The following is a 22,880-nucleotide window of genomic DNA, read 5'->3' as shown; positions in this document are numbered from 1 at the left end:
GCGCACCACGTTCGGGACGTGGGGGTCGCAGGTTCAAATCCTGCCACTCCGACCAAGTCTTTTTGCCGCCTCAATCGTCTGTGAAGTCCACGCGGATGCCCGGGGAACCCTGCGGCGCTGGGGCAATCGTCACGAAATGGTAACCTTATGAAGACGGAGCCAAGCGTCTCCGTTCTTTTAAGCGTTTGTAGAGCATCACTCGTTATGATGCAGAATTCATCCACTCTGCTTCGAGGATTGCGCCTCTACAAGCCTGTCACATTGAGGCAACAGCTCGCATCAAGATTGTTTCTAGCCTGCCGCAGCACAGTTTGACCATTGCCACGTCAACCATATTCGGCTTTAAGAGCCTGGTGGGTGTTGGCGATCCAACGCTAAGGAGTTCCTTTATGAAAAGAGTTCTGGTTTCCCTTGCGGCCCTTGCGGCCGCCGCTTCCGCTTCGGGAGCCCTCGCTGCCGACCTGCCGATGCGCTCCGCGCCTCCGGCCCCGGTTCCCTACGTGGCGGTTCCCGTCTTCACCTGGACCGGCTTCTATGCCGGTGTGAACGGCGGCTATGCCTGGGGCGACAAGTCCGACCGCAACTATGTCGAGACCTATAACGGCGCCTTCCACCTCTTCGACTCCGTCCCGAGCCGGAAGCTCGAAGGCGGCTTCGGCGGCGGCCAGATCGGCTACAACTTCCAGAGCGGCGCGCTGGTCTACGGCCTGGAGGCCGACTTCCAGGGCTCGTCCATCCAGAACAGCCGGAACTCGTTCCTTTCTCCCTCCTCGGGTTATCTCTATACCGGCCGGTCCCAGCTCGATTATTTCGGCACGCTCCGCGCCCGCCTCGGCTATTCCTTCGACCGCTGGCTGGTCTACGCCACGGGCGGTCTCGCCTATGGCGACGTGAAGTCCGGCTTCGACTACAACGATCGCAATCTCTATTTTGCGAACGTGTCGAGGAACACGACGAAGGCCGGCTACGCCGTCGGCGCCGGTGTCGAATACGCCATCACGCCGAACTGGTCCGCGAAGCTCGAGTACCAATATATCGACCTGGGCAAGGGCAAGCAGATCGACGCGACGGAGTTCTATAACGGGGCGCCGACCGCCTACACCGTCAGCACCCGCGACCGGAACCTCTCGTACCAGACGGTTCGCGGCGGCATCAACTACAAGTTCAGCTCCTGGTAGGCCTCCGCTGGAACAGCCTCGCGCGAAGAGCGCTCACTCTTCGCGCGAGGTCGTCAAGACATGAAAACGGCGCGTCCGCTTCTGGCGGCGTGCCGTTTTTTATTGTCCGCCTCAGGCAAAAAAACGCGCGGCCCGAGGGCCGCGCGTTTTCGTCTCTGCTTAGGGCGCTTCGGATCAGCGCGTCACGACGACCGTCGTCCCGACCCCGACCCGATCGTAGAGGTCCTGGATATCGGCGTTGAACATCCGCACGCAGCCATAGGAGGCGAAGGTGCCGATCGACTTCGGATTGTTGGTGCCGTGGATCGCGTATTGACCGCGATCCAGGACCAGCGCGCGGGTGCCCATCGGATTGGATTTCGAGCCGCCGGGAATGACCCTGGGCAGGCTCGGCTTGTCGCGCTTGATCTCGTCGGGGGGAGACCATGCGGGATTGACGTATTTGCCCGCGACGAAGGCGGTGCCGGACCATTGCTTGCCGAGGCGGCCCACCGCCACTGGATAGCGCACGGCGGAGCCGTAATCGGTCACGAGATACAGCTTCCTCTCCGAGCTGCGCACGACGATCGTGCCCGGCTCGTAGGATGAATCGAATCGCACGACCTCCCGTGCCTCGGCGCCCGTGGCGAGCAGCCCCGTCAGCATGGCCGCGGCGGCAACAGCGTTACGCATGTCCAAATTCCCCCTGATCACCTGTCAGGCCAACCCAAGAATGTTGCGGCCTAATTTCGTGAGCACCTGCCACGCAAGGGCGACGGCCTTCTCCCGGACCGTTCCCGCCCATCCGTTGCAGGATCGCCACGCCGCGCTCCTTCCTGGATCAAGCTTGAGCATGGGCAGAACGGCCGAGCCGGCCGGTCCGTTCCACCGCTCTGGACATTCCGTCCCGATATGGTGAAGGACGTCGCCTCGACAGCCCCGATGCCGATGACCGACCCCGTCGCGCGACGCCTCGTGTTCCATATCGCCGGCTACGATCCGATGTCGGCGCAGACGGCTCATCGCCGCTTCACGCGCGAGCTCGTGCGCTTCCGCACGAGCTGGGGGCTGGCCGCGGAAGCCGGTCCCCTGGCCCTCGAGGAGGACGTCGCGACCTGGCACGTCACGACCTCGGGTCCCGACTGGTCGGTCGAGACCGAGGTGAGATGGCTGCGCTGGGAGGATGTGATGGCGCGGCTGGACCGGCTGCCGGCGCCCCGGCGCCTCGCAAGCGGCCTCCTCGCCCTCGCCGATTTCGCGCAAGGGGGAGCCTTCGCCCGCTATATGCGCCACAATTGGCGCTACGCGCTGTTCCTCCTGTACCCGATTGTTCTCCTGGCGCTCCTCGCGGCGGCGGCCCTTCTCGCCGGCCGCGTCGCGGCGGGGCTCGCCGGCGGGATCTCGATCGGCATCCTCGCTGGACTCGCGGTCTTCGCGGGTCTCCTGCAATGGGCGCGCCGCGGCCTGCGGCTCGACCATCTCCTGGACGACTGGATCTTCGCCCGAGAGCAGATCCGCGATCCCGATCCGGTCCTCGCCGCCCGGCTCGGCCGCCTCGCCGCGCAGGTGGTCGAGGCGGCGAGGCGGGAGGACGTCGACGAGGTCCTCCTTCTCGGCCACAGCCTCGGCGCCGTCCTCGCCGTCGAGATCGCCGACCGGGCGCTGGCCCTGGACCCGGCGCTCGGCAGATCGGGGGCGACGGTGAGCCTCGCGACGGTCGGCTCCTCCATCCCCAAGCTCGGCCTGCACCGGGCCGCCCGCGCGCTGCGCGACAGGCTCGGGCGCGTCGGCGCCGCGGAGGGCCTCGCCTGGGTGGATTACCAAGCCTATGCGGATGTGATGAACTTCCACAAGTTCCACCCCGTGCGCGGCCTCGGCGCCGGCCTGCGCGGGCCGCTCGTGCGGCTCGTCTCGATCCGCAGGATGCTCGATCCCGGCTATTACCGGCGAATCAGGATGAACCTGCTGCGCGTCCACAACCAGTTCGTCAGCGCCAACGACCTGCGGACGATCTACGACTACTTCATGCTCGTCTGCGGGCCGCGTCCCCTGGAGGTCCTGGCGCGGGCGCCGGAGGGGGCGGCCGATTGCGTCGCCGCGGACGGCTCCCTGGTCCGCCGCCTCCCCCCGCCCTATGCCGCGCGGCCGGGGCTGGACAGGCTGCCCTGAGACGCGCGCCAAGCGAGACGGACCCCCCTATGACGCCTCTCCTCGCCAAGATCGTCTTCTGCCTGCTGGCGGTGCTCTGGTACGTGAACCGGCTGCCGCACGAGCGCCGCTCCGGCCGCACGCCCGTCTCCCTCAATTCCCGCGACCTGCGCGAGACGATCCTCCTGACGATCTCGCTGTCGGGGCTCGGGCTGATTCCCTTCCTCTACGTCGCGACGGGGTTTCCGGCCGCGGCCGAAAGGCCCTTCCTGCCGGCTCTCGCCTGGCTCGGGCTGCTCGCCGCGATCGGCTCCCTCGTGATGTTCCGGCTGACCCACCAGGCGCTCGGCCGCAACTGGTCCGTCTCGCTCCAGGTGCGCGAGAATCACCGGCTCATCCAGAGCGGCGTCTACGCGCGGGTGCGCCATCCGATGTACACGGCCTTCTGGCTCTGGGCGGTCGCCCAGGCCCTGCTCCTGCCGAACTGGGTGGCGGGCCTCGCGGGCCTCGCCGGATTCGGAACCCTCTACGCCTTCAGGATCGGCCGCGAGGAACGGATGATGCTCGACGCCTTCGGCGAGGAGTACCGCGCCTACTCGGCGAGGACGGCGCGGCTGATTCCTTGGGTCTACTGAAGCCGGGGAAGAATGTCGCTTTTTTGCTACGTTTTTACGCAACAGGTGCAGCAGCCATTTACCCTGAATGCCAGTTGCCGCCTGCATTCCGCCCGAAGACCCCAAGCCCGAGCCCCACTGTGGCTTTTTCGCACTAGAGCCTATCGCGTCGCCGCCTATAGCTTTCATCGCGATACCAGTGCTGCGTACCAGCGAAACACCAGGTGTCGTCCCGTTTACCAAGAAGGGGGTTTCCCATGAAGAAGGCTCTCGCGATCGCCGCGGTTGCCGGCATCGTCCTCAGCGCTGGCGCTTGCCTCGGCAAGGGCAAGGGCAAGGCGCCGCCGCCGCCGCCGGCTCCGGCTGCGATCGTTACCAAGGGCTGATGCCCAAGGTGGGAGGGCTGCTCGCAGCCCTCCCACCATATTGTTTTCCGATTTGTTGCTTCATCGTGTTGCGTACCTAGATGGCCGGCCGGACCGTCCGCCAGGGCGAGTGGCATCACGGCCAGCATCGGGCCCATCGGCTGCGGAGCGTCAGATGCGCAAGTTCCAGGGCAAGCATGCCCTCCAGGGATTCCTGTCCCTCGTCGTTTTTTCCCTTGCCGCGGCCCTGAGCCCCCAGGCGGCCCATGCCGACGACCGCTACCCGTCGACCTACCAGTCCGCACGGGCAGGCGCCGCCTCCGGGGTGCCGGAGCGCTTCGTCGATCCGCTGGCCTCTCCCCAGGATGCGGCTCCCCTGACGTCCGCGGCAGCCTATGCCAGCCATCCCCGCGGACGGCACGGAAGGGCGGTCGCCGCCGCTCCGGGCGCCTATTTCATCGAGTTCCGCTCCCGCTATGCGCTGAGCTACGGGCATACCTATGCCGCCTTCGGCCGGCTCGACAGCCGCGGCCGAATCATCTCGCGGGAGGTCGCGGGCCTGCATCCGGCCGGGGAAAGCTCCGTGCCGTGGATGATCGGCCATCTGGTGCCGGTGCCGTCCGAGACCGGGCCGAGCGACGGCGATCTCGAGGACGAGTACATCTCGAATCGCTATCGCGTCACCATGAACGAGGCCGACTACAACAAGGTCGTCGCCAAGATCCGCCAGATGCAGCGCTCGACGCCGCTCTGGAGCGCGACGGTCTATAATTGCAACTCCTTCGTCGGGGACATCGCCCGCTACATGGGCCTGCGCTCGGACACCTCCACGCTCCAGACGCCGCCGAACTACATCGCGGCCCTGCGCCGGCTCAACGGCGGCCGGTCGAGCATCCCGCCGAACTCTCTCTGAGCGCGGCTCCGCGCCCGAAGCATCCCGATGGCGGCGCGGCCTCCCCGCGCTTCCGCGGAGCCCGGCGCCCCGTTCCTCGGTGATCCCTGCCTCGGTGACCTGCTCGCCGCCGCCGCCGAGGCCCGCGCCAACGCCTATGCGCCCTATTCGCAGTTCCCCGTCGGCGCCGCCATCCTCGACGAAGACGGGCGGATCTTCGCGGGCTGCAACGTCGAGAACGCCTCCTATCCTGTCGGGACCTGCGCCGAGGCCGGCGCGATCGCGGCCATGGTCGCCGGCGGAGGCCGGCGGCTGCGGGCGATCCTGATCCTCGGCGGGGAGGCGCAGGCGGGGCTTGCGCCCTGCGGCGCCTGCCGCCAGCGCATCGTCGAGTTCGCCCTGCCGGGCGCGCTGGTCCATTGCGCGGGCCCGGGGGGAATCGGCCGGACCGTCGAAGCGGCCGATCTTCTCCCGCATTCCTTCGCCGCCCGCGACTTGCGCCCCTGAACCTCATGACGACGCCTCATGACGAAAAGATCGCCGAGGCTCTGACCCGGCTCGCGCGAAGCGGCATTTCGGGCCGGTTCGACTGCGCCTTCGTCCTCGGCACCGGCCTCGGGCGCATCGCCGAGGGAATGACGGACGCGATCGCCCTCCCCTATGCGGAGGTGCCCCATTTCCCCCGCTCGGACGTCTCGGGCCATGCGGGCCGGATCATCGCCGGGCAGATCGAGCGCAAGCGCGTCCTGATCTTCCAGGGCCGGGCCCATTACTACGAGACGGGCGACGCGGCGGCCATGCGGGTCCCGATCGGGGTCGCGGCGGCGCTGGGCGCGCCTCCCCTCATCCTCACCAACGCCTCGGGCTCGGTGAAGCTCGACTACCGGCCCGGAAGCCATGTCCTGGTCGGCGACCACATCAATTATTCGGGCCTGAATCCCCTCATCGGCGATGCCGGAGACCGGCGCTTCGTCCCGATGGACCACGCCTATGACGAGCGGCTGCGCCGGAAGCTGAAGCTCGCCGCGGCCGCCTGCGGCGTCACGCTGCACGAGGGCGTCTATATGTGGTTCTCGGGGCCGAGCTTCGAGACGCCCGCCGAGGTGCGCATGGCGCGGCTGCTCGGCGCCGACGTCGTCGGGATGTCCACCGTCCCGGAAGTGATTCTCGCGCGCTATTACGGTCTGCGCGTGGCGGTGATATCGCTGGTGACGAACATGGCCGCGGGTGTCCAGTTGTCCCAGGCCGCCCATACGCATACCGATACGCGATCGCTCGCCGCCGGGTCCGCTCCGACCCTGCGGCGCCTGCTCGCCACCTTCCTGGCAGGATTGGATGATGTCTGAAGACACGAGCGGCGAGACCCGGCCGGCCGCGCCCGTCCTCCTCACCGGCGCCTCCGGCGCCCTCGGCCGCGTGCTGGCGCGCGAACTCGCCGCGAAGGGCTGGCAGCTCAGGCTCACCGACATCGCGCCCTTCCCGGACGAGGTGCCTGCGGGCGCGACCTTCGAGGCCGCCGATCTCCTCGACCGCGCCGCGATCGCCCGGCTGGCCAAGGGCTGCGGCGCGATCCTGCATTTCGGCGGCACGTCGGTCGAGAGGCCCTTCGACGAGGTCTTCGGCCCCAATGTCCAGGGGCTCTACAATATCTACGAGGCGGCGCGGGCGGCAGGCGCGCGCGTCGTCTTCGCCTCGTCCAACCACACGATCGGCTTCCACACCCGCTCGACCACGATCGACCCGGACAGCCCCTACCGGCCCGACAGCTATTACGGCGCCTCCAAGGTCTGGGGCGAGATGATGGGGCGCCTCTATTGGCACAAGCACGGCGTCGAGAGCGTGCTGGTGCGGATCGGATCGTGCTTCCCTGAGCCCGTCGATGCGCGCATGCTCGCGACCTGGCTCTCCTACGGCGATCTCGTGCGGCTCTGCGAGCGGGCCGTGCTGGCGCCGCAGGTCGGCTGCTGCGTCATCTGGGGCGCCTCCCACAACAGCCGCATGACCTGGTGGGAAGGCGATGCCCGCGACCTGATCGGCTGGCAGCCGGAGGATTCGGCCGACGGCTATGCCGGGACGGTCGGCGACAAGACGAGCGGCGATCCGGTGATCGAGGCGCATCAGGGCGGCGCCTACGTCAAGATGGGCTGGACGCGGGCGTGAGCCGCCTCTGCTCCTGAGGCGGCGGCCTTTCCCATGTTCCTGCCGCAGGAGACGATTCGGGCGAAGCGGGACGGGCGCGCCCTCGCCCCGGCCGAGATCGCAGCCTTCGTCGAGGGCCTCGCCGACGGCAGCGTCGGCGAGGGGCAGGCGGCCGCCCTCGCCATGGCAATCTGCCTGCGCGGCCTGTCGCTCGCCGAATGCGTGGCCCTGACCTCCGCCATGACGCGCTCCGGCGCCGTGCTGGACTGGGACCTGCCGGGCCCGGTGCTGGACAAGCATTCGACCGGAGGGGTCGGGGACGCGGTGAGCCTCGCCCTCGCCCCCGCCGTCGCGGCCTGCGGCGGCTTCGTTCCGATGATCGCAGGCCGGGGCCTCGGCCATACGGGCGGCACGCTCGACAAGCTCGATTCGATCCCGGGCTACGCCTCGCAGCCGTCTCTCGACCGCTTTCGGCGGGCCGTCCGCGAGACGGGCTGCGCCATCATCGGCCAGACGCCGGATCTCGCCCCCGCCGACCGCCGCCTCTACGCCATTCGGGACGTGACGGGGACCGTCGAATCCCTCGACCTCATCACGGCCTCGATCCTCTCGAAGAAGCTCGCGGCGGGGCTCGACGCGCTCGTCATGGACGTCAAGGCCGGCTCCGGCGCCTTCCTCGCCGGCCCGGACGAGGCGCAGGCCCTGGCCGAGCGGATCACGGCGGTCGCCGCCGGGGCGGGGCTGCGGACGCTCGCCTACCTGACCGACATGGACGAGCCCCTCGCCTCCGCCGCCGGAAACGGGCTCGAGACCGCCTATGTGCTCGACTACCTGACCGGGCGGAGGCGCGAGCCGCGCTTCCACGCGGTCACCGTCACCCTCGGCGGCGCGATGCTGGCGCTCGGCGGCCTCGCGCGGGACGAGGCGGAGGGCCGGGCCCGGATCGAGGCTGCCTTCGAATCGGGGGCGGCGGCCGAGCGCTTCGGGCGCATGGTCGCGGCCCTGGGCGGCCCCACGGATCTCGTCGAGAAATCCGAAACGCATCTGCGGAGGGCGCCGGTCCTGCGCCCCGTCCCGGCCGGGCGGCCCGGGATCGTCGCGACCATCGACACGCGCGCGATCGGCATGGTTGTCGTGGCCCTGGGCGGCGGCCGGGTCCGCGCGGGCGATTCCATCGACCACGCGGTCGGCCTGACGGATCTCGCCGGCACCGGCACGCGCCTCGAGGCCGATTCTCCCCTCGCCCTCGTCCATGCCCGTTCCGAGGCCGAGGCCGAGGCGGCGGCCGTCGCCGTGCGGGCCGCCTACCGGCTCGGCGCCGAGCCTCCCCCTGCACGCCCTCTCATCGGAAAACGGATCGACGCCGGATGACGGAACGCCCCGACGCCCTTCTCCTCGCCATCACCGATTGGGACCCTACGCCCTGGCTCGACAGGTTTCGCCGGCTGCTGCCGGACCGCGCGATCGTGACGGGCGAGGACAGCTTCGACCCGGCCTCGATCCGCTATGCCGCGGCCTGGAAGCACCGGCCGGGAAGCCTCGCCGGCCTGCCGAATCTCGAAGCCATCTTCTCCCTCGGGGCCGGGGTCGACCACCTCGTCGGCGATCCCGGCCTGCCCTCGGCTCCCATCCTGCGCGTGGTCGACCGGGACCTGACCGAGCGCATGAGCGAATATGTCGTGCTCCATTGCCTGATGCATCTGCGCAAGGGCTGGACCTATGCGCAGCGCCAGGCGCGCGGGATCTGGGAGGACGACGACGACCAGCCGGCCGCCCGCGAGGTGCGCGTCGGCATCATGGGGCTCGGCGTGCTCGGCGGGGACGCGGCCTGCAAGCTCAAGGTCATGGGCTTCGACGTCGCGGGCTGGAGCCGGAGCAGGCGCCGTCTCGACGGCATCGCGACCTATGCCGGGGAGGCGGAACTCGACGCCTTCCTCTCCCGCACCGACATTCTGGTCGTGCTCCTGCCGCTGACGCCCGAGACCCGCGGCGTCCTGAATGCGGGCTTGTTCGGGCGGCTCGCCCGCGACGGGCGGCTCGGCGGCCCGATCCTGATCAATGCCGGCCGGGGCGGCCTTCAGGTCGAGGCGGACATCCTGGCCGCGCTCCGCGAGGGCACGCTGAAGGCGGCGACGCTCGACGTCTTCGAGACGGAGCCCTTGCCCGCCTCTTCGCTCCTGTGGAGCCATCCGGCGGTGCAGGTCACGCCGCACAACGCGGCCATGAGCGATCCCGACGCCATCGCCTCCGCCATTGCCGGCCAGATCCGCCGCCACGAGGCGGGCGAAGCCTTCGTCAATGCGGTCGATCCGGGCCGGGGATATTAAGCCGCGCCAAGCAGGCGGCGGATGCGGGTCACGGGGCCTCCCCCGGCTCTCTCGATCCGCGCCGCGGCCTCGGCCAGGGGCTCGGCGGCGACGGCCATGTGATGGCCGTTGGCATGGAGCAGGCGGCTCCCGTCCGTCATCATGCCGACATGGCCGCGCCAGAAGACGAGATCGCCGCGGCGAAGCCCGCCGAAGCCGGGGCCGCAGGCGATCTCCTCGCCCAACGCCGCCTCCTGCTGGTCGCTGTCGCGCGGGGCCGCGATGCCGGCGGCGGCGAGGGAAAGCTGGACGAGGCCCGAGCAATCGATGCCGAGGCTCGTCTTGCCGCCCCACAGATAGGGCGTCCCGGCCAGACGCTCGGCGACCGCGACGGGATCAGGCTCCACCTCGGCCGCAGGCGCCAGATGGGCGGCCCAGGCGAAGCCGCCCCCTGCGAGCGGAAGATAGCCGCGCACGGCCTCGCCGGAGGTGGCCACGCCCGCCCCGAGACTCAGGAAGGCCAGCGGCGGCAGCTTCAGGTCCGGGCCCGGATAGACGAAGGTGCGCAGCGCCCGGACCCAGTGCGTCGGCGCGGGAGCATCGGGCGCGAGGACCGCGTCCGGCAGGTAGCCGACATAGCCATCCCCTTCGAGCTGGACCCAGGCATAGCCCTCGTGTTCCTCGAAGACGCGCACAGCCTCCCCCATCAGCGCCTCGGTATCGAGCGGCGCATCGGGCCTCGGCTCGCGGCGCAGGGGAGCGGAGGGGGCGGCGACGCGCGCCGTCCGGGCGGCGGCGTAGCGCTCCGCGGCGATCCGGCCGCGCAGGAGTTCATCGGCCAGATCCGGCCGGGCCGCGGTCACGCGCTTGTCGAATTCCGCCATCTCCATCTCCTGCCGCCTCATGTCGGCGCCGCAGCCCGCGGTCAACAGGGCTTGCGCGGTCCGGCCGGATGTCGTCGTCTCGCGATCTGGAACGGAGCGCGGCGAGGCACCATGTCTCGCCCGCGAGGGATAGGGCAGGAGATACGAAGATGGGACTTCTCGACGACGTCATCGGCAGCGTCACGGGTGGCGGCAAGGACAGCGGCAAGGAAAGCAGCAGCGGAACCTCGCCGCTCACCAAGGCCCTCCTGATGCTGCTCGCGGCCAAGATGGCCACCTCCTATTTCGGCAGGTCCAGCGCCCCGGCCGGCGATTCCCATGCCGGCTCGGCGCCCCCGCCCGCGCCGTCCGGCAAGATCGAAAGCGGCATCCTCGCCGGACTTCCGAGCCTCGGCTCGCTCTTCGGCGGCTCCTCGTCGCAGGAGGCGCCCTCCCCCGCCCCGGCCCCCGGCGGCAAGATCGAGAGCGGCATCCTCGCGGGGCTCCCGAGCCTCGATTCGATCCTGGGCTCGCTCCGCTCCGGCGGCCACGGGGACAAGGTCGATTCGTGGATCGGCGACGGCGACAACAAGGAGGTCCCTCCCCAGGATCTCGGCAAGGCGATCGGGCCTGAAATGCTCGAGCAATTGTCGAAGGCGACCGGCATTCCGAAGGACACGCTGCTTCAGCAGCTCTCCGGCGTGCTGCCGGAGGTCGTCGACAAGCTGACGCCCGGCGGCACCCTCCCGGATCCGAAGGACCGCTCCCACTGGTGAGGGCGGAGGCGAGACGGGCCGTTTCCGTCCGACGTCGTCGGACGGAAACAATGGGGGGATTATGTGCGCGCGCCCTCTCCCCATCCCGGGGGCGGAGCGCTCCCTCGGAGACGCCATTCATGACACGCGTGAGCCTGATCCTCGGTTGTCTCGTGATCGCGGCGACGCCGGCCCTTGCCGATCAATGCTCATGGAATTCCAAGCCCGTGGCGGAAAAGGCGCTGACCTATCTGGGGGTCGGATCGAACGTGCAGGAATTCTGTCGGCCTTGCAGCGACAAGAAAGCCAGCAAGATCACTGTCGCGACGGCCGAGTCCAAGCAGGTGGACACGGATTACTATCAGGTCCAGCTCAACGGCCGGGGCGTCGACCTCGCCTATCTCTTCGTGCAGCAGAAGGGCAGCAAGACCTGGACGAATCTCGGCCGGCTGGTGAAATGCCTCGACGACATCGACAACGACAAGACGCTGCCCGCCTCGCTCGTGGACAAATAAGCGCGCACGCGGCACGGAGGACCGACAACCGGTCCCCGGAGGTGTGGCGATTGAGAGCGACGGCAAGGGAGGCCGCCCGGGCGGCCATTTGGGCGGCAGCGGGCCTCTCTGCGCTGGCGGCGACGCCGGCCCTCGCGCAGACTTGCGCCTGGATGCCGCGGCCCGAGGCGGAGGAGGCTTTGCGCCATCTGCCCGCGGGCACCGAGACGCAATATTACTGCGCGCCGTGCAAGGACCGGCGCGCCGTGCGCACGATCGTCGAGGAGGCGGAGATCCGGCCCATCGACACCTATAATCATCAGGTCCTCATCAACGGGCAGCCGACGGACCTCGCCTATCTCTATCTCTTCGACCGGCGCCGGAAGGCGTGGCGCAATCTGGGCCTCGCCATCCGCTGCCACGAGGAGGACGACGTCCCCCCAACCCTGCCTCCGAACCGCCTCGCCTCCTGAATGGTTGAAATCCGACGCACGGCATCCGGCACGAGGGCTGCTCCCGAGCCGTTGCGGGCCGCTGCTGTCGGAAAACCGGAATCCGCTTCCCCGGCATCCTCTACCTGTTCAGCCACCCGAGCAGCCCCGCCCCCGGGGCGAGGATGCCGGTCGCCCAGACGAGGGCGGAAGCGAGATTGGCGAGTTGGAAGATCGGGCGCGGCATCAGGAAGACCCCGGCGACGAGCGGCACGAGCGCCCGCAAAGGTCCGAAGAACCGGCCGATGAAGACGCCCCAGGCGCCGTATCGGCGCGTCAGCGCCTCGGTCTTCTCCATCAGGTCCGGCCGCTTGTTGAGCGGCCAGGAATGCTGGATGGCGGGTCCGACATAGCGCGCCACCTCGTAGCTCACCCAGTCGCCGAGGAAGGCTCCGATCACCGCGCCGATCCAGATCGGCCAGAACTGAAGCCCCGCCCCGCCAATGAGCGCCCCGATCCCGAACAGGATCACCGTGGCGGGGATCAGGAGCGAGAGAACGGCGAGGGATTCGCCGAAGGCGAGCGCCGCCACGATGAAGGGACCCCAGCCCTGGTTCTGGCGGATGAAATCCAGCACCGGCTGGGCATATTGGTCGAAATTCATGGTCGGGCCCCGGGGATCGCGTGTCTGCCGCACCATGAGGGCGCAAGCGTGGTCAAGAGGCCCCCTTCCGCGCCGGCGCGGTCTCGCGCGCGGATCGGGATGCACTTGAACCCGACGCCGCCTCGGCCCATACAGGCGACATGCCAGCCACCTCCCGGTAGCTCAGCAGGATAGAGCACAGGTTTCCTAAACCTGGGGTCAGGGGTTCGATTCCCTTCCGGGAGGCCAAAAGCTTGGCGTTTCAAAGAGCTTACAGCAAGGTGGGACGAGTCCTCGTCCCAATGTTTCACAGTCGCTTGTACCGGCCCTGCCCACCGGAATCACACCCTCCAGCCTCGCAGGGGAGCATGAGCGGGGCGGCGGCAACCTCTCCGCCCGCCCGCACCATCATGCACAAGCCGAAGGTGCGACCGAGGAGAGCATGCATACAATGCGCCGATCGTCAACGGGTTTACCCGGACGCGAAAGAAGTTGATCGATCGAAAACATGAAACGCCAGCCAACGATATCCATGTTTGCCCTCTCAACCTGACGCATTAATAGCCTCCCGCCCCCCTGCAGGCCCTTCCAAGGGTCGATGCTCCTACACCACCTCGCAGAGCACCTCCTCCATAATTGCCGGTCTTTTGTCGTCTTATGGCAAGAGGCGCCGATTTTCTGCGGCTATAATGCAGGTTACCTGCCAACTGCCGCTAATGCACCCTTCGGATCCTAGAGAGGGGGAAAGGGAAACAGCCATGAGAATTTCGTGCCGTGCCTCGGTGGGAGCAGCATGGGCGACGGCCGCTCCGGCGGGCGGCGCTTCGCTCCGGGACGGCTGATCCACGATTTCGATTGAACAAGGCGTGGAACAGCTTGTGTCTCGACCGGTGAAGGAAAGCCGAGTTTTTCATGGCCGAAGCTTTGGAAATACCAAGAAAAACTCCCAGGACGGCAACGTCGGCCACTCTTCGCATCGGAAATGTCGGCGCGATTCCATCGGTGTTCAAATCACTGGAACTCAACCTCGAATCGACCCTGCGTGAAGTCGGTTTATCGGCGTCGATCTTCAACGATCCTGAAGCACTCGTTCCTTATGCCACAATCGACGAATTGTTCCGGCTCGCGGTGAGTCAATCGAGTTGCGAGCATTTTGGTCTGCTCGTCGGCATGGCACCTCCCGATCTGGGCCTGCCCGGCTTTCTGATGCAGTACGCGCCCACGGCGCAAGCCGGCCTGGAAGCTCTCGTCGCATCCATGAACAGGGTCGATAGCGGAGCCGTCGTCGGGTTGGCGCTGGAGGCCGGCGTCATCACGCTGTCTTACTCCGTCACAGCTCCTGACGTATGCTGCATCGATCAGATCTGCGACGCAGCCATCGCCATTGGCTTCGGTATCCTGCGACGAGCGGTCCAAGGTTTTACCCCGATCGAGATCCGTCTGCCGCGGAGGATTCCGGCGGATCCGGCTCTCTTCCAGCATTACTTTTCCGGCACGCCGATAAAGTTCAATGCTTGTGAGGCTGCGATCGATTTCCACTTCTCTATCCTTGAGCTGCCGCCCAAGAATTCGGACCCGATACTTTATCGCTTTCTTCAATACCTCCTTGCGCGGGACGGAGCTCTCGCGGAGCGCTCGATGGCTGAGCAAATCAGGCGAATCCTGCCCGGACTGATCCGCCAAAAACACGTTAGCACCGCCACAATTGCTCAGATGTTCGGCGTTCATCCTCGGACAATAGCTCGGCGGTTGGCTGAGGACAACGTAACATTGCATGATCTCGTCCAGCACGCACGATTCGAGGCTGCACAAAAAATGCTGCGAACGACCAACCTGACCTTAATGGAGATTGCGGCCAGCCTTCATTATTCTGACGCGAGCGCGTTCACGCGGGCATTCCGTCAGAAATTCGGCTTGACTCCTAGCGTGTGGCGCAACGCGCAGCGGGTTCTCGATATCCCCGCACTGAGAACCGGACGAGCTTCGCGCAGAACGCGGGCCGGCGAAATCGGCTCTCGAATGGCGGAGAAGCACCGGGGCGATCCCTGATGTCATTCTGCAACAGAGTCGCTCCGAGCAACGGCATGTCGCAATCCGTCAATTCCGAGTCCGTCGAGGTCAGGGGCACCGGTGCGGCAGCATGCGATGGCTGCGGCACAGGTGATGGCGGCATCAGGTCGCGCAGGAATCAGGGGCACATCAATGAAACTTCTCTCCACGGCCGCCGCGCTCGGTGGCGTATTGCTCGGTACGGCCGCCATGGCTGCCGATCTCCCGGTTCGCAGCGGCCCGCCTGCATTTCTGCCGCAGCCGCCCGCATTCACCTGGACAGGCTTCTACGTCGGCCTGCAGGCCGGCGCCGCCTGGGATCAGATCTCGAACAACGGCAACTATAACGGGTATGGCTATCTTCTCGCGCCGGCAGCCCCGGTCGTCGCCTCCGCCCTGCTCTACGGGCGGAACAACGGCGCCAACAACAAGAGCGGCTTCATCGGCGGCGGCCATGTCGGCGGCTACTACCAGATGGGCGCGATGGTCGTCGGTCTCGAAGGCGACCTCGAAGGCACGACGGTGGCGGCAGGCTCGTTGCGCGGCTCGATACGCGGCACGCTCGGCTATGCCGTCGACCGCGTGCTCTTCTACGCGACCGGCGGCGCGGCGTTCGGGGCGCGCCCCGGGGTCGGTTACAATGGCCAGTGGAACTACAATTGGGGAGGCGCCGGGTCTTCATCGCGCACCGGCTGGACCGTGGGCGGCGGCATCAAATATGCTTTCCAGCAGAACTGGTCGGCAGGAATCGAGTATCGCTACAGCGATTACGGCACGAACAACAATACCGGACCCTGGGGCTTTAACCCTGGCGGCAATGCGCGTCTGACCGAAAACGCCGTCCGCGCGACTCTGTCCTATCATTTCTTCAGTGCGCCGGCTCCGACCGTCGCACGATACTGATCCTCCACGTCATCCGTGGTCGGGCCCCTGCCGGGCCTTGCCGCCTCGTCTCATTTCCATCCGGAGAACCTCACAGTGAAAAAAACGATCTTGCTTGCGCTCCTCGGAGCGGCCTCCTTCTGCGCGCCGGCTCAGGCTCAGGTCACGTTCGACATGGCGAAGCTGAGCTGCGCGGATTACAACGCCATGGATCCGATCGCCGCGCAGACCACCGCGGCATGGATGAGCGGCTGGTTCAACCAGCGGCTCGGAAATACGGTGATCAACCTCGAGGGCTATCGCCGGAACGTCGCGAATGTCGGGGGGTGGTGCGTGGCCAATCCGAGCGCGAACATCATGGCCGGTCTGCAAGCCGCCATGGACAATGCCCAGACGCAGCAAGGCGGCCCGACGGCGATCAACGCGGCCCAGATCACCTGCGGCCAGTTTCTCAAGACCAAGGGCGAGGAGCACCTCCTCGTCGCGTCCTGGATGGGCGGCTGGTTCATGTCCACCAAGAACCTGACCAACGTCGATCCGCGCTATACCCGCCGCAACTCGGAGAAGATCGTCGCCTATTGCAAAGGCCACAAGGGTGAAAGCCTCATGGCCGCCGTCAAGGAGATCTGGCGCTAATCGGGCGATCGCGTTCGGCCCGCCTGTTCGCGTGAGCCTCCCTTCCTGCGGAAAAAGATAGCGTGTTGCAGGCCAAATGTGGTGTTCCTCCAGGCAGGGTGAATTGCCTGAGACTCTCGCGGGGCGCGTCATGAATTCCGTCAACAGGCCGCAGGGACTGATTGCATTTTTCGCAGTCCTTGCATGCGGATATGCTCCGGCGCATGCGGCGGACCTGCCGGCACGGACGGCGCCAGCGCTCGTGGCGGCCCCGCCGACCTTCACCTGGCAGGGCCTCCATATGGGCTTCAACTACGGCTATGCCTGGGAAGGCTCGAGGGGGGCCGGGATTGCCGGCTCCCCTCTCTACGACACGACCATCCTCCAGGACTGGTCGGCAGCCTCGGCCCGCGGCGCGACCGGGGGCGTCCGCACCGGCCTCGAAGGCTTCTTCGGCGGCGGGCAGATCGGCTACGACTGGCAGACTGGCCCTGTCGTTCTCGGCGTCGAGGCGGATATCCAGGGCGGAGGCATCGCCGGCCGGGGAGGCTACAACTCGATCGTGCCGGAGGGCGGCGCAGGCGCGGCGGCTCTCACGATGGCCGATGTCCGCCGGCATCTTCGGACCTTCGGAACGGTCCGCGGACGCCTCGGCTACGCCATCACCCCGACCATCCTCGGCTACGTGACCGGCGGCCTCGCCTATGGCAACGCCAGCGTCGGCACGACGATGATCCAGTCGCTCGACCCGTCGGCCCTCACCTCCGACACCGCGCGTGCCTCGGGCTCCCGGCAATTGACGGGCTGGACCCTCGGCGCGGGTGCCGAAATGGCGATCGCGCCGAATCTGAGCGCGAAGCTCGAATATCTCTATTACGACCTCGGATCGATGCGGACATCCGGGTCCCTGACGCATACCGATCCCCTGACCGGACGGGGACTCGGGACGGCCTTTACGACGAGCACACGGTTCAACGGCAGCAGCGTGCGCATGGGCCTCAATTACCGGTTCGGCGATCCCTCTGCGGAGGGCTCGCAGGCTTCCGCCTTCGCACCGGCTATGCCGGCCGCGTCGGACCGCGTCCGGTTCGGCGATTGGGAGATGTCGTTCATCCCTTATACCTGGGCGACCGGCTTGAACGGCTCGTCGACGGCGAAAGGCCAGGCGACCAATGTCGATGCGAGCTTCGTCGACATCCTGACGAAGGCGAGCAGTTTCCCGCTCGAAATCGCGGCCAAGACGGAGATCCGCAACGGGCCGCTGTCGTTCTACGGCGAATTCGTCGGGGCGCAGATCCGGTTCGCCGGCTCGTCGATGGTGCTGCGCAACCCGATCGCCGACGCCACCCTCGGGCTCGCCGCAAAGGCGCACACGAAATTGAACATCGCCATTCTCGAAGGCGGGAGCACGTTCGAGCTGGCGCGCTGGGGCTATGCGGGCGCGCCCGAAGCCTTCACGGCGATCGATGCGGTCGCGGGCGTGCGCTATTGGAATGTCGGCGTCAATCTCTCGCTCGACACCGTGAGCGCGGCCAGCCTCGCCAACCTCGGCTACACGCAGATCGGGTATCGCGCGATTGCGAAGTCGGGCACGATGTCGTGGGTCGATCCGCTCGTCGGCCTGCGCCTGCGCCAGCAGATCGATGCGACCAATGCCTTCTATGTGAAGGGCGATGTCGGCGGCTTCGGCGCGGGCAGCAAGTTCTCGTGGCAGGCAGAGGCAGCCTATACGCACGACTTCCGGTTCGCGGGCCTCGACTGGACGAGCATGATCGGCTACCGCGCACTCTACGCCGATTATGAGCAAGGCAGCGGCCTCCATCGCTCCGGCCTGAACGCCGTCATGCACGGCCCCGTAACGGGGCTCGGCGTGAAGTTCTGACCCGGCCGCGCGGAGTCCTATGACGACGAAACGCCGGCGAGCTTCCGCGGCCGGCGTTCGACGGGGGCGCCGCTAATGCGCCTTCGAGTTGTCCGGCCAGGCATTCTGGATCGCCGCGAAAAAGAAGGCGGTCGTCAGGCCGAACAGAATGAGTCCGTTGACAGCTTCAATGGCGCCGCCGAGCCGCCAATCGGGGCGGAGGAGCTCCGGCGCGTGGCCATAGCTCGTGATCGCTCCCAGCGAATAGAGAGTTGCATCGGAAAGATTGGACAGGGCACCCACATACACATAGAGCAGCGCCCACAGGAATGCTTCGACACCATGGAGGACCGCAGCGAACAATGCGAGAATCGCAACGGAAACATTGAAGGTCACCATTTTCCTGGCCGAAGGCTTGATCTCCGGGATTAAAGTCTTCGTCACGATCATGAATGCCGTTACATGTATGACGGTTGTGGAAACGAGCAACGGCAGGCCCAGGAGCCAGTCGTTCGTCCAAATCATGTGATACCCCTCGCCTGAACCGCTCCGACCCATGCTTTCCCATGCAGGGAATGCGCTTTCGGCATCGCATCGGCTATTCGTAATTGTCGTAATCGGTGAACCCGACGCGTAACTCGAGGGCGAAGTAGACGAGTGACGCAGCGAACAGGACCTGCGCGGCCGTGAAAAGCATCGCCGCGCCCCACGCATGCGCAATCCCGATGAAAGCGCCGGAGAACATGAAGACCACGATGAACGTGGTCGCGACGCCGGAGAGAAGCGCCAGCATGATCGACTTGCGGACCAGCCGCGATCGGTGCTGGAGGCGCGGGAGATCCTCCTTGAGGAACAGCCTCGCGGTATCGTCCTCGAGGATCCGGTTGATCGACCGGATGCGATCGACGATGCGGGTCAGGCGCCCCGACAGCACGCTGATGAAGGAGGCGACCGCGCTCAGCAGGAAGACCGGCGCGGTCGCGCGCACCATCAGCCGTCCCAATTCCTCCGCCGAGGTATTGGTCGTGATCTCGCTCAGAATGCCCGGCGCGTCCATCCTTGCCTCGCTCGCTACGCTGCTCAATCGTGTCCCTGCGGCATTGCTTCCTCGAGCGTGACGGCATGCGCCTGCCTCGGAGCGCCAGCAGCCGCATTCTCCATGCTCCCGGCCGGAAGGCAAAGCAGGCCGACCGGCGCAGCCGATCGTCGCGGATCGGCGCTCCCGTTGGACCCGGTCGCGATGGGCTGCCCTCCGGGTCGCCGTTGCGTTCCCCGCGAACGGGCGCTTCTCAATGTCCGCCGATTTGGAGCGGAGCCGAAATGATCTTGATCGGCAACTGGACGATGGCTTCGAGCGAATTGGCGGTCGCCTCGTGCGCCCGTTCCGAGAACTGCCGGGAGATCGTCCCGCGTTCGAGGACATGGCGCAGTTGCGGGGCAATTGCGGCGAGCCGGGCGAATTTGTCGTGATCGATCGCCGACAGCCCTTCGACCTGGGTCATGTCGATCACCGTCGCGCCCAACGCCGCCAGCTCGGCCGTGTTCGCATCGTCGCCGAGCCGCGTCTCCCCTCCCGCCAGGAAGCTCGACAGGCCGAGGGCCTTGTCGTCCTTCGACAGCACGATGAGGAAGCTCTTCTTCGGCTTGCCGAACCGGCGCATCTGCGCCTTGAACACGTCGATATCGATGTCCGGCGCCGCGAGGATGATCTCGCCGAGCTTCGACGCATTTCGCGGCAACCTGCCGGAGATCTTGATCTGGCGAAGAGCCTCGACCGTCACCCAGTTCCCCATCGAATGCGCCAGGATGTTCACTTGGTCGACATCGGCGGCGAAGATCAGCCGGATCAGCCGCTCGAGATCATCCCGCGCCGCCGTCGCGCTGTTGTTGTCATAGACATATTGGGAGAGTTCACCGCGAGACGCCCAGGTGAAAAGGACGGGAACCGCCGGCGCCTTGGCGTCATGGACGACCTGCGTAAACCGATAGAGCCCCTCCGCGAACATGGTGTTGTAGCCATGGATGAAGAGGAATACCCGGCGCTGCCCCTTCGGCCGGGACGCCAGTTGCGCGTTCAGTGCCTGGACGAAGGCTCTCTCTCCCTTGAGATAGCCCGCCTGGCGCACGACGAAATTCGTTTGCGGATCGCCCGGCGGCGTCGAAGGCCATTCGATCTCGCCCTCCTGGTGGTTCGGCGGAACGGAGACCGCGATCCGCGCGAAATCGAGGTCCTGGGACCGTTCGCCGTTGAACAAGGTGCCGGGCCGTTCATCCCTCCGGCGCGTCGTGGCGACCAGGATCGTATGCGCCGTGGACCCGTCGTTGAGCGCCGGAACCGGCGCGAGGAAGCCCACCTCCGGCCGGGAGGCGCAGGCGGCGAGCAGGAACACCAGCATGCAGGCCGGACCGGCCCTCATGCATGAGAGGAGAACAAGCAGACGCTGCGCGAGCCTCGTACCGAACGCGGTCCCCAAGATACGCATTTCATGATCCCTGCCGGACAGCGGCTCCATCGAGCCGCCGTCGACGCTTCCTCGCCGCAGGTCAGCGGCATACCTTGCGGCCGTTGACGATCGCGCAACGGACCGGCGTGACCACAACGGCTTTCGGGGCCGGCCGCCGCGCGACGACGGCTCCGTTCGGGCCGGCGCATCCGGCTCGCACAACTCCCCGGGCACAAACGACGGCGCTCGCCTCGATCGGCGCGACGATTGCCGCCAGGACGACCACGCCCGCGGCCAAGGCCCAAGCGTTCAAACTCGCTGTCGTCATAGATCGTCGCTCCCATGAAAATAGCAGAGCGCCGGTCGCGGCGGCTCTGCTTGCTTCGACATCCTCGCGAGGCGGCCGAACGGATCGTCGCCTCGCAAGGCCGTGCATGATCGGGGCTGGGGACCAGGGTGAACCCCATTCACGAGTCAGGGACCGGCCGCGACCCTCGTCAGGAGACTTTCCTGACAGCCGGCGGGGCCCAGGTGTCGTTGATGATCGACGGGTCCGTCTCGTTCGGCCAATACATCCGCAACATCAGGATGAAGTCGCCGGAGGGGGCGGGAAGCCAGTTGGATTCCTTGTCCTTGCCGGGGGAGTCCTTCTGGATGTAGAGATCCGTCGATCCGTCGGGGTTCGACTGCAGATTTTGCCTCGGGCTGACCGAGTACCGGTCGATCGGGTTCTTCACGAAGAAATACTCGCTGTCGTACATCGTCAGCGACCAGAACCCTTCCACCGGCGGCAGATGTCCCTTGGGGAAATTCATGACGTATTTATGCGCACCGCTATATTTGCGGTGCTCGGCATCCGCCCTCGAGGTCGGGTAGACGGCGTCCTGCGGACGATTGGCGCCGAGCCCGATAGCGGTGATGAGGCCGCGCATCAGATAGTCCGTGCCGTAGATGCCGGTCTTCGTCGTGAAGGCCCAGCCGTTCTCGTTCCTGACCGCCTTGTTGATCTTGAACTGAAGCATGATCCGGTCGAACCCGACATGCGGGATCCGCTTCACGAAATCAGCCTTCAGCTTGCTCGCATCGAAGGATTGCCCGGGGACGATGCCGAGGCGGGCGAACCTGGCGAGATAGGGCGCATCCACCTCGGCAGGCGGATTGGTCTTCATCAAGTCGCAGAGCAGCGTGAAATACTCCACCGCATCCATGCGGTTGACCTGCTCGCGAACCGGCGTCTTCATGTCGAAGGACGGATCGACCTTGCCCGGAGGCGGCGTGTAGGGCTTGCCATAGGCGCTCAGCGGAACGAGCTTGAACTCGTCCTGCAGCTTGTGCACCGCCGCGTAGTCCTCGGGCGTGCCGGTGCAGTAGATGCGGCCGAGGAGCCAGACCATGCTGGTCGGCGACTTGTATTCCTTGACGCCGGCCGGCAGGGTGCCCTTCCAGCCGGGCCCCGTGATCGCATAGGTCTGGGCGCCGGTGCCGGTGGTCCTCTTTCCCGGCACCTGGAAGACGTTGGTCCAGCCGTCCAGCATCGGCATCAGGAAATAACGGTCCTTCATGTCGGGAATGCTGAGAACCCACGGCTCCTTGCCGACATCGAAGAAGGATGTCGTGTAGAGGGTATCGGCGTTGGGCGCGGTCACGTCACGGAAGGACGAATTGGGATACTCGCGCATCTTGATGAGCTGCCCCATCGGCGCCTTGGTGCCCTCGGGCGCCGCGACGTTGGTCAGGGCCCGCCGGGTCATTTCCATGGTCACGAGCGGGTAGCCGTAGATATAGGCGTCGGTCGCGAGCCAGAATTCCTCCAGCCCCTCCTCGACACCGAGGAACGACCCTTCCGCGAGAGCCGCGCGGCTCGCTGCCGTCGCGGCAAGCAAGCCCATCCCACCCACTGCAACGGACCGACGAGTGATCTTCATGACCGCATCTCCATGGAGCGCTCGGAACCATCGACCCGCGGACAAATGCCTCGCAGAGTGATGCAATGTGCCCGGCCGCCTGACCTTTGTCGAGGTCGCCGCCTTCGGCGCCTGCCGGTTGGGGTATGGCACCCTCGATCGAGTCGAATCTTGCCATTTGACGCCAAATGTGGCGGCTCCGCGAGCCAGCCTCGGCCGGATGGCCGGGCCTCGCGGTCGTCTTGCCGTGAGCCGCCGAAAGTCGATCCCGCTCACAGCGCTTCTCCATGCTGCCGGCATGTATTTGCCGCGTTGCCA

General features: G+C 66.7%; 25 protein-coding genes and 1 tRNA gene. 18 read left to right on the top strand and 8 right to left on the bottom strand.

Features of this window, described 5'->3' with window-relative positions:
* Positions 1–389 precede the first annotated feature (389 nt).
* Positions 390–1,178 carry an outer membrane protein gene (locus tag PKD06_RS00980; protein WP_324376836.1) on the top strand — a complete coding sequence of 263 codons (789 nt, stop codon included), beginning with the start codon at positions 390–392 and terminating at the stop codon, positions 1,176–1,178.
* Positions 1,179–1,352: 174 nt separating this feature from the next.
* Here the strand turns inward: PKD06_RS00980 and PKD06_RS00975 are convergent, their stop codons facing one another.
* Positions 1,353–1,856 carry a L,D-transpeptidase gene (locus PKD06_RS00975; protein WP_324376834.1) on the bottom strand — a complete coding sequence of 168 codons (504 nt, stop codon included), beginning with the start codon at positions 1,854–1,856 and terminating at the stop codon, positions 1,353–1,355.
* Positions 1,857–2,099: 243 nt separating this feature from the next.
* Between PKD06_RS00975 and PKD06_RS00970 the strand changes: the two genes are divergently transcribed.
* The 9 genes from PKD06_RS00970 to PKD06_RS00930 all read left to right on the top strand — a co-directional run bounded on the left by PKD06_RS00970 (position 2,100) and on the right by PKD06_RS00930 (position 9,642).
* A complete protein-coding gene (locus PKD06_RS00970; RefSeq protein WP_324376832.1) occupies positions 2,100–3,326 on the top strand; it encodes a hypothetical protein in 1,227 nt (408 codons plus the stop codon).
* A 29-nt stretch (positions 3,327–3,355) separates the two neighbouring features.
* Positions 3,356–3,940 carry a protein-S-isoprenylcysteine O-methyltransferase gene (locus tag PKD06_RS00965; RefSeq protein WP_324376830.1) on the top strand — a complete coding sequence of 195 codons (585 nt, stop codon included), beginning with the start codon at positions 3,356–3,358 and terminating at the stop codon, positions 3,938–3,940.
* 236 nt (positions 3,941–4,176) lie between these two features.
* Positions 4,177–4,305, top strand: a complete 129-nt coding sequence (locus PKD06_RS00960) for an ABC transporter (protein ID WP_324376828.1) — start codon at positions 4,177–4,179, stop codon at positions 4,303–4,305.
* 154 nt (positions 4,306–4,459) lie between these two features.
* Positions 4,460–5,197, top strand: coding sequence for a hypothetical protein (locus PKD06_RS00955; protein WP_324376826.1), 738 nt, complete (start codon positions 4,460–4,462; stop codon positions 5,195–5,197).
* Positions 5,198–5,224: 27 nt separating this feature from the next.
* Entirely contained in the window at positions 5,225–5,683 is a 459-nt protein-coding gene (locus PKD06_RS00950; RefSeq protein ID WP_324376824.1) for a cytidine deaminase, read from the top strand.
* A gap of 5 nt (positions 5,684–5,688) precedes the next feature.
* Positions 5,689–6,522: a purine-nucleoside phosphorylase gene (locus PKD06_RS00945; RefSeq protein ID WP_324376822.1), complete on the top strand. Its 834-nt coding sequence runs from the start codon at positions 5,689–5,691 to the stop codon at positions 6,520–6,522.
* Positions 6,512–7,336, top strand: coding sequence for an NAD(P)-dependent oxidoreductase (locus PKD06_RS00940; protein ID WP_324376820.1), 825 nt, complete (start codon positions 6,512–6,514; stop codon positions 7,334–7,336). The genes PKD06_RS00945 and PKD06_RS00940 overlap by 11 nt, the downstream gene beginning before the upstream one ends.
* Positions 7,337–7,369: 33 nt before the next feature.
* Positions 7,370–8,686: a thymidine phosphorylase gene (gene deoA / locus PKD06_RS00935; RefSeq protein ID WP_324376819.1), complete on the top strand. Its 1,317-nt coding sequence runs from the start codon at positions 7,370–7,372 to the stop codon at positions 8,684–8,686.
* Complete coding sequence (locus tag PKD06_RS00930) at positions 8,683–9,642, top strand: glyoxylate/hydroxypyruvate reductase A (protein WP_324376815.1); 960 nt, start codon at positions 8,683–8,685, stop codon at positions 9,640–9,642. Before deoA ends, PKD06_RS00930 begins: the two co-directional genes overlap by 4 nt.
* Here the strand turns inward: PKD06_RS00930 and PKD06_RS00925 are convergent.
* A complete protein-coding gene (locus PKD06_RS00925) occupies positions 9,639–10,505 on the bottom strand; it encodes a C40 family peptidase (protein ID WP_324376814.1) in 867 nt (288 codons plus the stop codon). The genes PKD06_RS00930 and PKD06_RS00925 overlap by 4 nt on opposite strands.
* Positions 10,506–10,654: 149 nt before the next feature.
* Here PKD06_RS00925 and PKD06_RS00920 point away from each other — a divergent pair, with 149 nt between their 5' ends.
* The 3 genes from PKD06_RS00920 (at position 10,655) to PKD06_RS00910 (ending at position 12,206) form a co-directional block, all read left to right on the top strand.
* On the top strand, positions 10,655–11,260 hold the full coding sequence (locus PKD06_RS00920; protein WP_324376812.1) for a YidB family protein: 606 nt from the start codon (positions 10,655–10,657) through the stop codon (positions 11,258–11,260).
* Positions 11,261–11,379: 119 nt separating this feature from the next.
* Positions 11,380–11,754, top strand: coding sequence for a hypothetical protein (locus PKD06_RS00915; protein WP_324376810.1), 375 nt, complete (start codon positions 11,380–11,382; stop codon positions 11,752–11,754).
* Positions 11,755–11,804: 50 nt separating this feature from the next.
* Positions 11,805–12,206: a hypothetical protein gene (locus PKD06_RS00910; RefSeq protein ID WP_324376808.1), complete on the top strand. Its 402-nt coding sequence runs from the start codon at positions 11,805–11,807 to the stop codon at positions 12,204–12,206.
* Positions 12,207–12,306: 100 nt separating this feature from the next.
* On the opposite strand, the gene PKD06_RS00905 is transcribed toward PKD06_RS00910, so the two are convergent.
* Positions 12,307–12,828 carry a DedA family protein gene (locus PKD06_RS00905; RefSeq protein WP_324376805.1) on the bottom strand — a complete coding sequence of 174 codons (522 nt, stop codon included), beginning with the start codon at positions 12,826–12,828 and terminating at the stop codon, positions 12,307–12,309.
* 151 nt (positions 12,829–12,979) lie between these two features.
* Between PKD06_RS00905 and PKD06_RS00900 the strand changes: the two genes are divergently transcribed.
* The 5 genes from PKD06_RS00900 (at position 12,980) to PKD06_RS00880 (ending at position 18,235) form a co-directional block, all read left to right on the top strand.
* A tRNA-Arg gene (locus tag PKD06_RS00900) sits at positions 12,980–13,056 on the top strand.
* A 663-nt stretch (positions 13,057–13,719) separates the two neighbouring features.
* Positions 13,720–14,856: an AraC family transcriptional regulator ligand-binding domain-containing protein gene (locus PKD06_RS00895; protein ID WP_324376802.1), complete on the top strand. Its 1,137-nt coding sequence runs from the start codon at positions 13,720–13,722 to the stop codon at positions 14,854–14,856.
* A 153-nt stretch (positions 14,857–15,009) separates the two neighbouring features.
* Positions 15,010–15,759 carry an outer membrane beta-barrel protein gene (locus PKD06_RS00890; protein ID WP_324376800.1) on the top strand — a complete coding sequence of 250 codons (750 nt, stop codon included), beginning with the start codon at positions 15,010–15,012 and terminating at the stop codon, positions 15,757–15,759.
* A gap of 75 nt (positions 15,760–15,834) precedes the next feature.
* A complete protein-coding gene (locus PKD06_RS00885; RefSeq protein WP_324376798.1) occupies positions 15,835–16,374 on the top strand; it encodes an HdeA/HdeB family chaperone in 540 nt (179 codons plus the stop codon).
* Positions 16,375–16,615: 241 nt separating this feature from the next.
* A complete protein-coding gene (locus PKD06_RS00880; RefSeq protein ID WP_324376796.1) occupies positions 16,616–18,235 on the top strand; it encodes an outer membrane beta-barrel protein in 1,620 nt (539 codons plus the stop codon).
* A 72-nt stretch (positions 18,236–18,307) separates the two neighbouring features.
* Here PKD06_RS00880 and PKD06_RS00875 read toward each other — a convergent pair whose 3' ends face one another.
* The 5 genes from PKD06_RS00875 to PKD06_RS00855 form a co-directional block, all read right to left on the bottom strand.
* Positions 18,308–18,739, bottom strand: coding sequence for a hypothetical protein (locus PKD06_RS00875; RefSeq protein WP_324376793.1), 432 nt, complete (start codon positions 18,737–18,739; stop codon positions 18,308–18,310).
* 73 nt (positions 18,740–18,812) lie between these two features.
* Positions 18,813–19,271 (bottom strand): DUF2721 domain-containing protein, encoded by a 459-nt coding sequence (locus PKD06_RS00870; RefSeq protein ID WP_324376791.1) that lies wholly within the window; start codon positions 19,269–19,271, stop codon positions 18,813–18,815.
* A gap of 232 nt (positions 19,272–19,503) precedes the next feature.
* On the bottom strand, positions 19,504–20,610 hold the full coding sequence (locus PKD06_RS00865) for an alpha/beta hydrolase (RefSeq protein WP_324376789.1): 1,107 nt from the start codon (positions 20,608–20,610) through the stop codon (positions 19,504–19,506).
* A 148-nt stretch (positions 20,611–20,758) separates the two neighbouring features.
* A complete protein-coding gene (locus PKD06_RS00860; RefSeq protein WP_324376787.1) occupies positions 20,759–20,986 on the bottom strand; it encodes a hypothetical protein in 228 nt (75 codons plus the stop codon).
* A 169-nt stretch (positions 20,987–21,155) separates the two neighbouring features.
* On the bottom strand, positions 21,156–22,583 hold the full coding sequence (locus PKD06_RS00855; RefSeq protein WP_324376785.1) for a DUF1254 domain-containing protein: 1,428 nt from the start codon (positions 22,581–22,583) through the stop codon (positions 21,156–21,158).
* Positions 22,584–22,880: the final 297 nt, after the last annotated feature.

The sequence above is a fragment of the Enterovirga sp. genome (assembly GCF_035325185.1).
Taxonomy (GTDB): domain Bacteria; phylum Pseudomonadota; class Alphaproteobacteria; order Rhizobiales; family Beijerinckiaceae; genus Enterovirga.
Note: the sequence above shows the minus strand (reverse complement) of the source record. Positions and strands in the feature narration are given on the sequence as shown.

Coding starts and splice junctions, on each gene's coding strand:
- PKD06_RS00980 (WP_324376836.1), top strand. CDS start 390: ATGAAAAGAGTTCTGGTTTCCCTTGCGGCCCTTGCGGCCGCCGCTTCC.
- PKD06_RS00970 (WP_324376832.1), top strand. CDS start 2,100: ATGCCGATGACCGACCCCGTCGCGCGACGCCTCGTGTTCCATATCGCC.
- PKD06_RS00965 (WP_324376830.1), top strand. CDS start 3,356: ATGACGCCTCTCCTCGCCAAGATCGTCTTCTGCCTGCTGGCGGTGCTC.
- PKD06_RS00960 (WP_324376828.1), top strand. CDS start 4,177: ATGAAGAAGGCTCTCGCGATCGCCGCGGTTGCCGGCATCGTCCTCAGC.
- PKD06_RS00955 (WP_324376826.1), top strand. CDS start 4,460: ATGCGCAAGTTCCAGGGCAAGCATGCCCTCCAGGGATTCCTGTCCCTC.
- PKD06_RS00950 (WP_324376824.1), top strand. CDS start 5,225: ATGGCGGCGCGGCCTCCCCGCGCTTCCGCGGAGCCCGGCGCCCCGTTC.
- PKD06_RS00945 (WP_324376822.1), top strand. CDS start 5,689: ATGACGACGCCTCATGACGAAAAGATCGCCGAGGCTCTGACCCGGCTC.
- PKD06_RS00940 (WP_324376820.1), top strand. CDS start 6,512: ATGATGTCTGAAGACACGAGCGGCGAGACCCGGCCGGCCGCGCCCGTC.
- deoA (WP_324376819.1), top strand. CDS start 7,370: ATGTTCCTGCCGCAGGAGACGATTCGGGCGAAGCGGGACGGGCGCGCC.
- PKD06_RS00930 (WP_324376815.1), top strand. CDS start 8,683: ATGACGGAACGCCCCGACGCCCTTCTCCTCGCCATCACCGATTGGGAC.
- PKD06_RS00925 (WP_324376814.1), bottom strand. CDS start 10,505: ATGGCGGAATTCGACAAGCGCGTGACCGCGGCCCGGCCGGATCTGGCC.
- PKD06_RS00920 (WP_324376812.1), top strand. CDS start 10,655: ATGGGACTTCTCGACGACGTCATCGGCAGCGTCACGGGTGGCGGCAAG.
- PKD06_RS00915 (WP_324376810.1), top strand. CDS start 11,380: ATGACACGCGTGAGCCTGATCCTCGGTTGTCTCGTGATCGCGGCGACG.
- PKD06_RS00905 (WP_324376805.1), bottom strand. CDS start 12,828: ATGAATTTCGACCAATATGCCCAGCCGGTGCTGGATTTCATCCGCCAG.
- PKD06_RS00895 (WP_324376802.1), top strand. CDS start 13,720: ATGGCCGAAGCTTTGGAAATACCAAGAAAAACTCCCAGGACGGCAACG.
- PKD06_RS00890 (WP_324376800.1), top strand. CDS start 15,010: ATGAAACTTCTCTCCACGGCCGCCGCGCTCGGTGGCGTATTGCTCGGT.
- PKD06_RS00875 (WP_324376793.1), bottom strand. CDS start 18,739: ATGATTTGGACGAACGACTGGCTCCTGGGCCTGCCGTTGCTCGTTTCC.
- PKD06_RS00870 (WP_324376791.1), bottom strand. CDS start 19,271: ATGGACGCGCCGGGCATTCTGAGCGAGATCACGACCAATACCTCGGCG.
- PKD06_RS00865 (WP_324376789.1), bottom strand. CDS start 20,610: ATGCTGGTGTTCCTGCTCGCCGCCTGCGCCTCCCGGCCGGAGGTGGGC.
- PKD06_RS00860 (WP_324376787.1), bottom strand. CDS start 20,986: ATGACGACAGCGAGTTTGAACGCTTGGGCCTTGGCCGCGGGCGTGGTC.
- PKD06_RS00855 (WP_324376785.1), bottom strand. CDS start 22,583: ATGAAGATCACTCGTCGGTCCGTTGCAGTGGGTGGGATGGGCTTGCTT.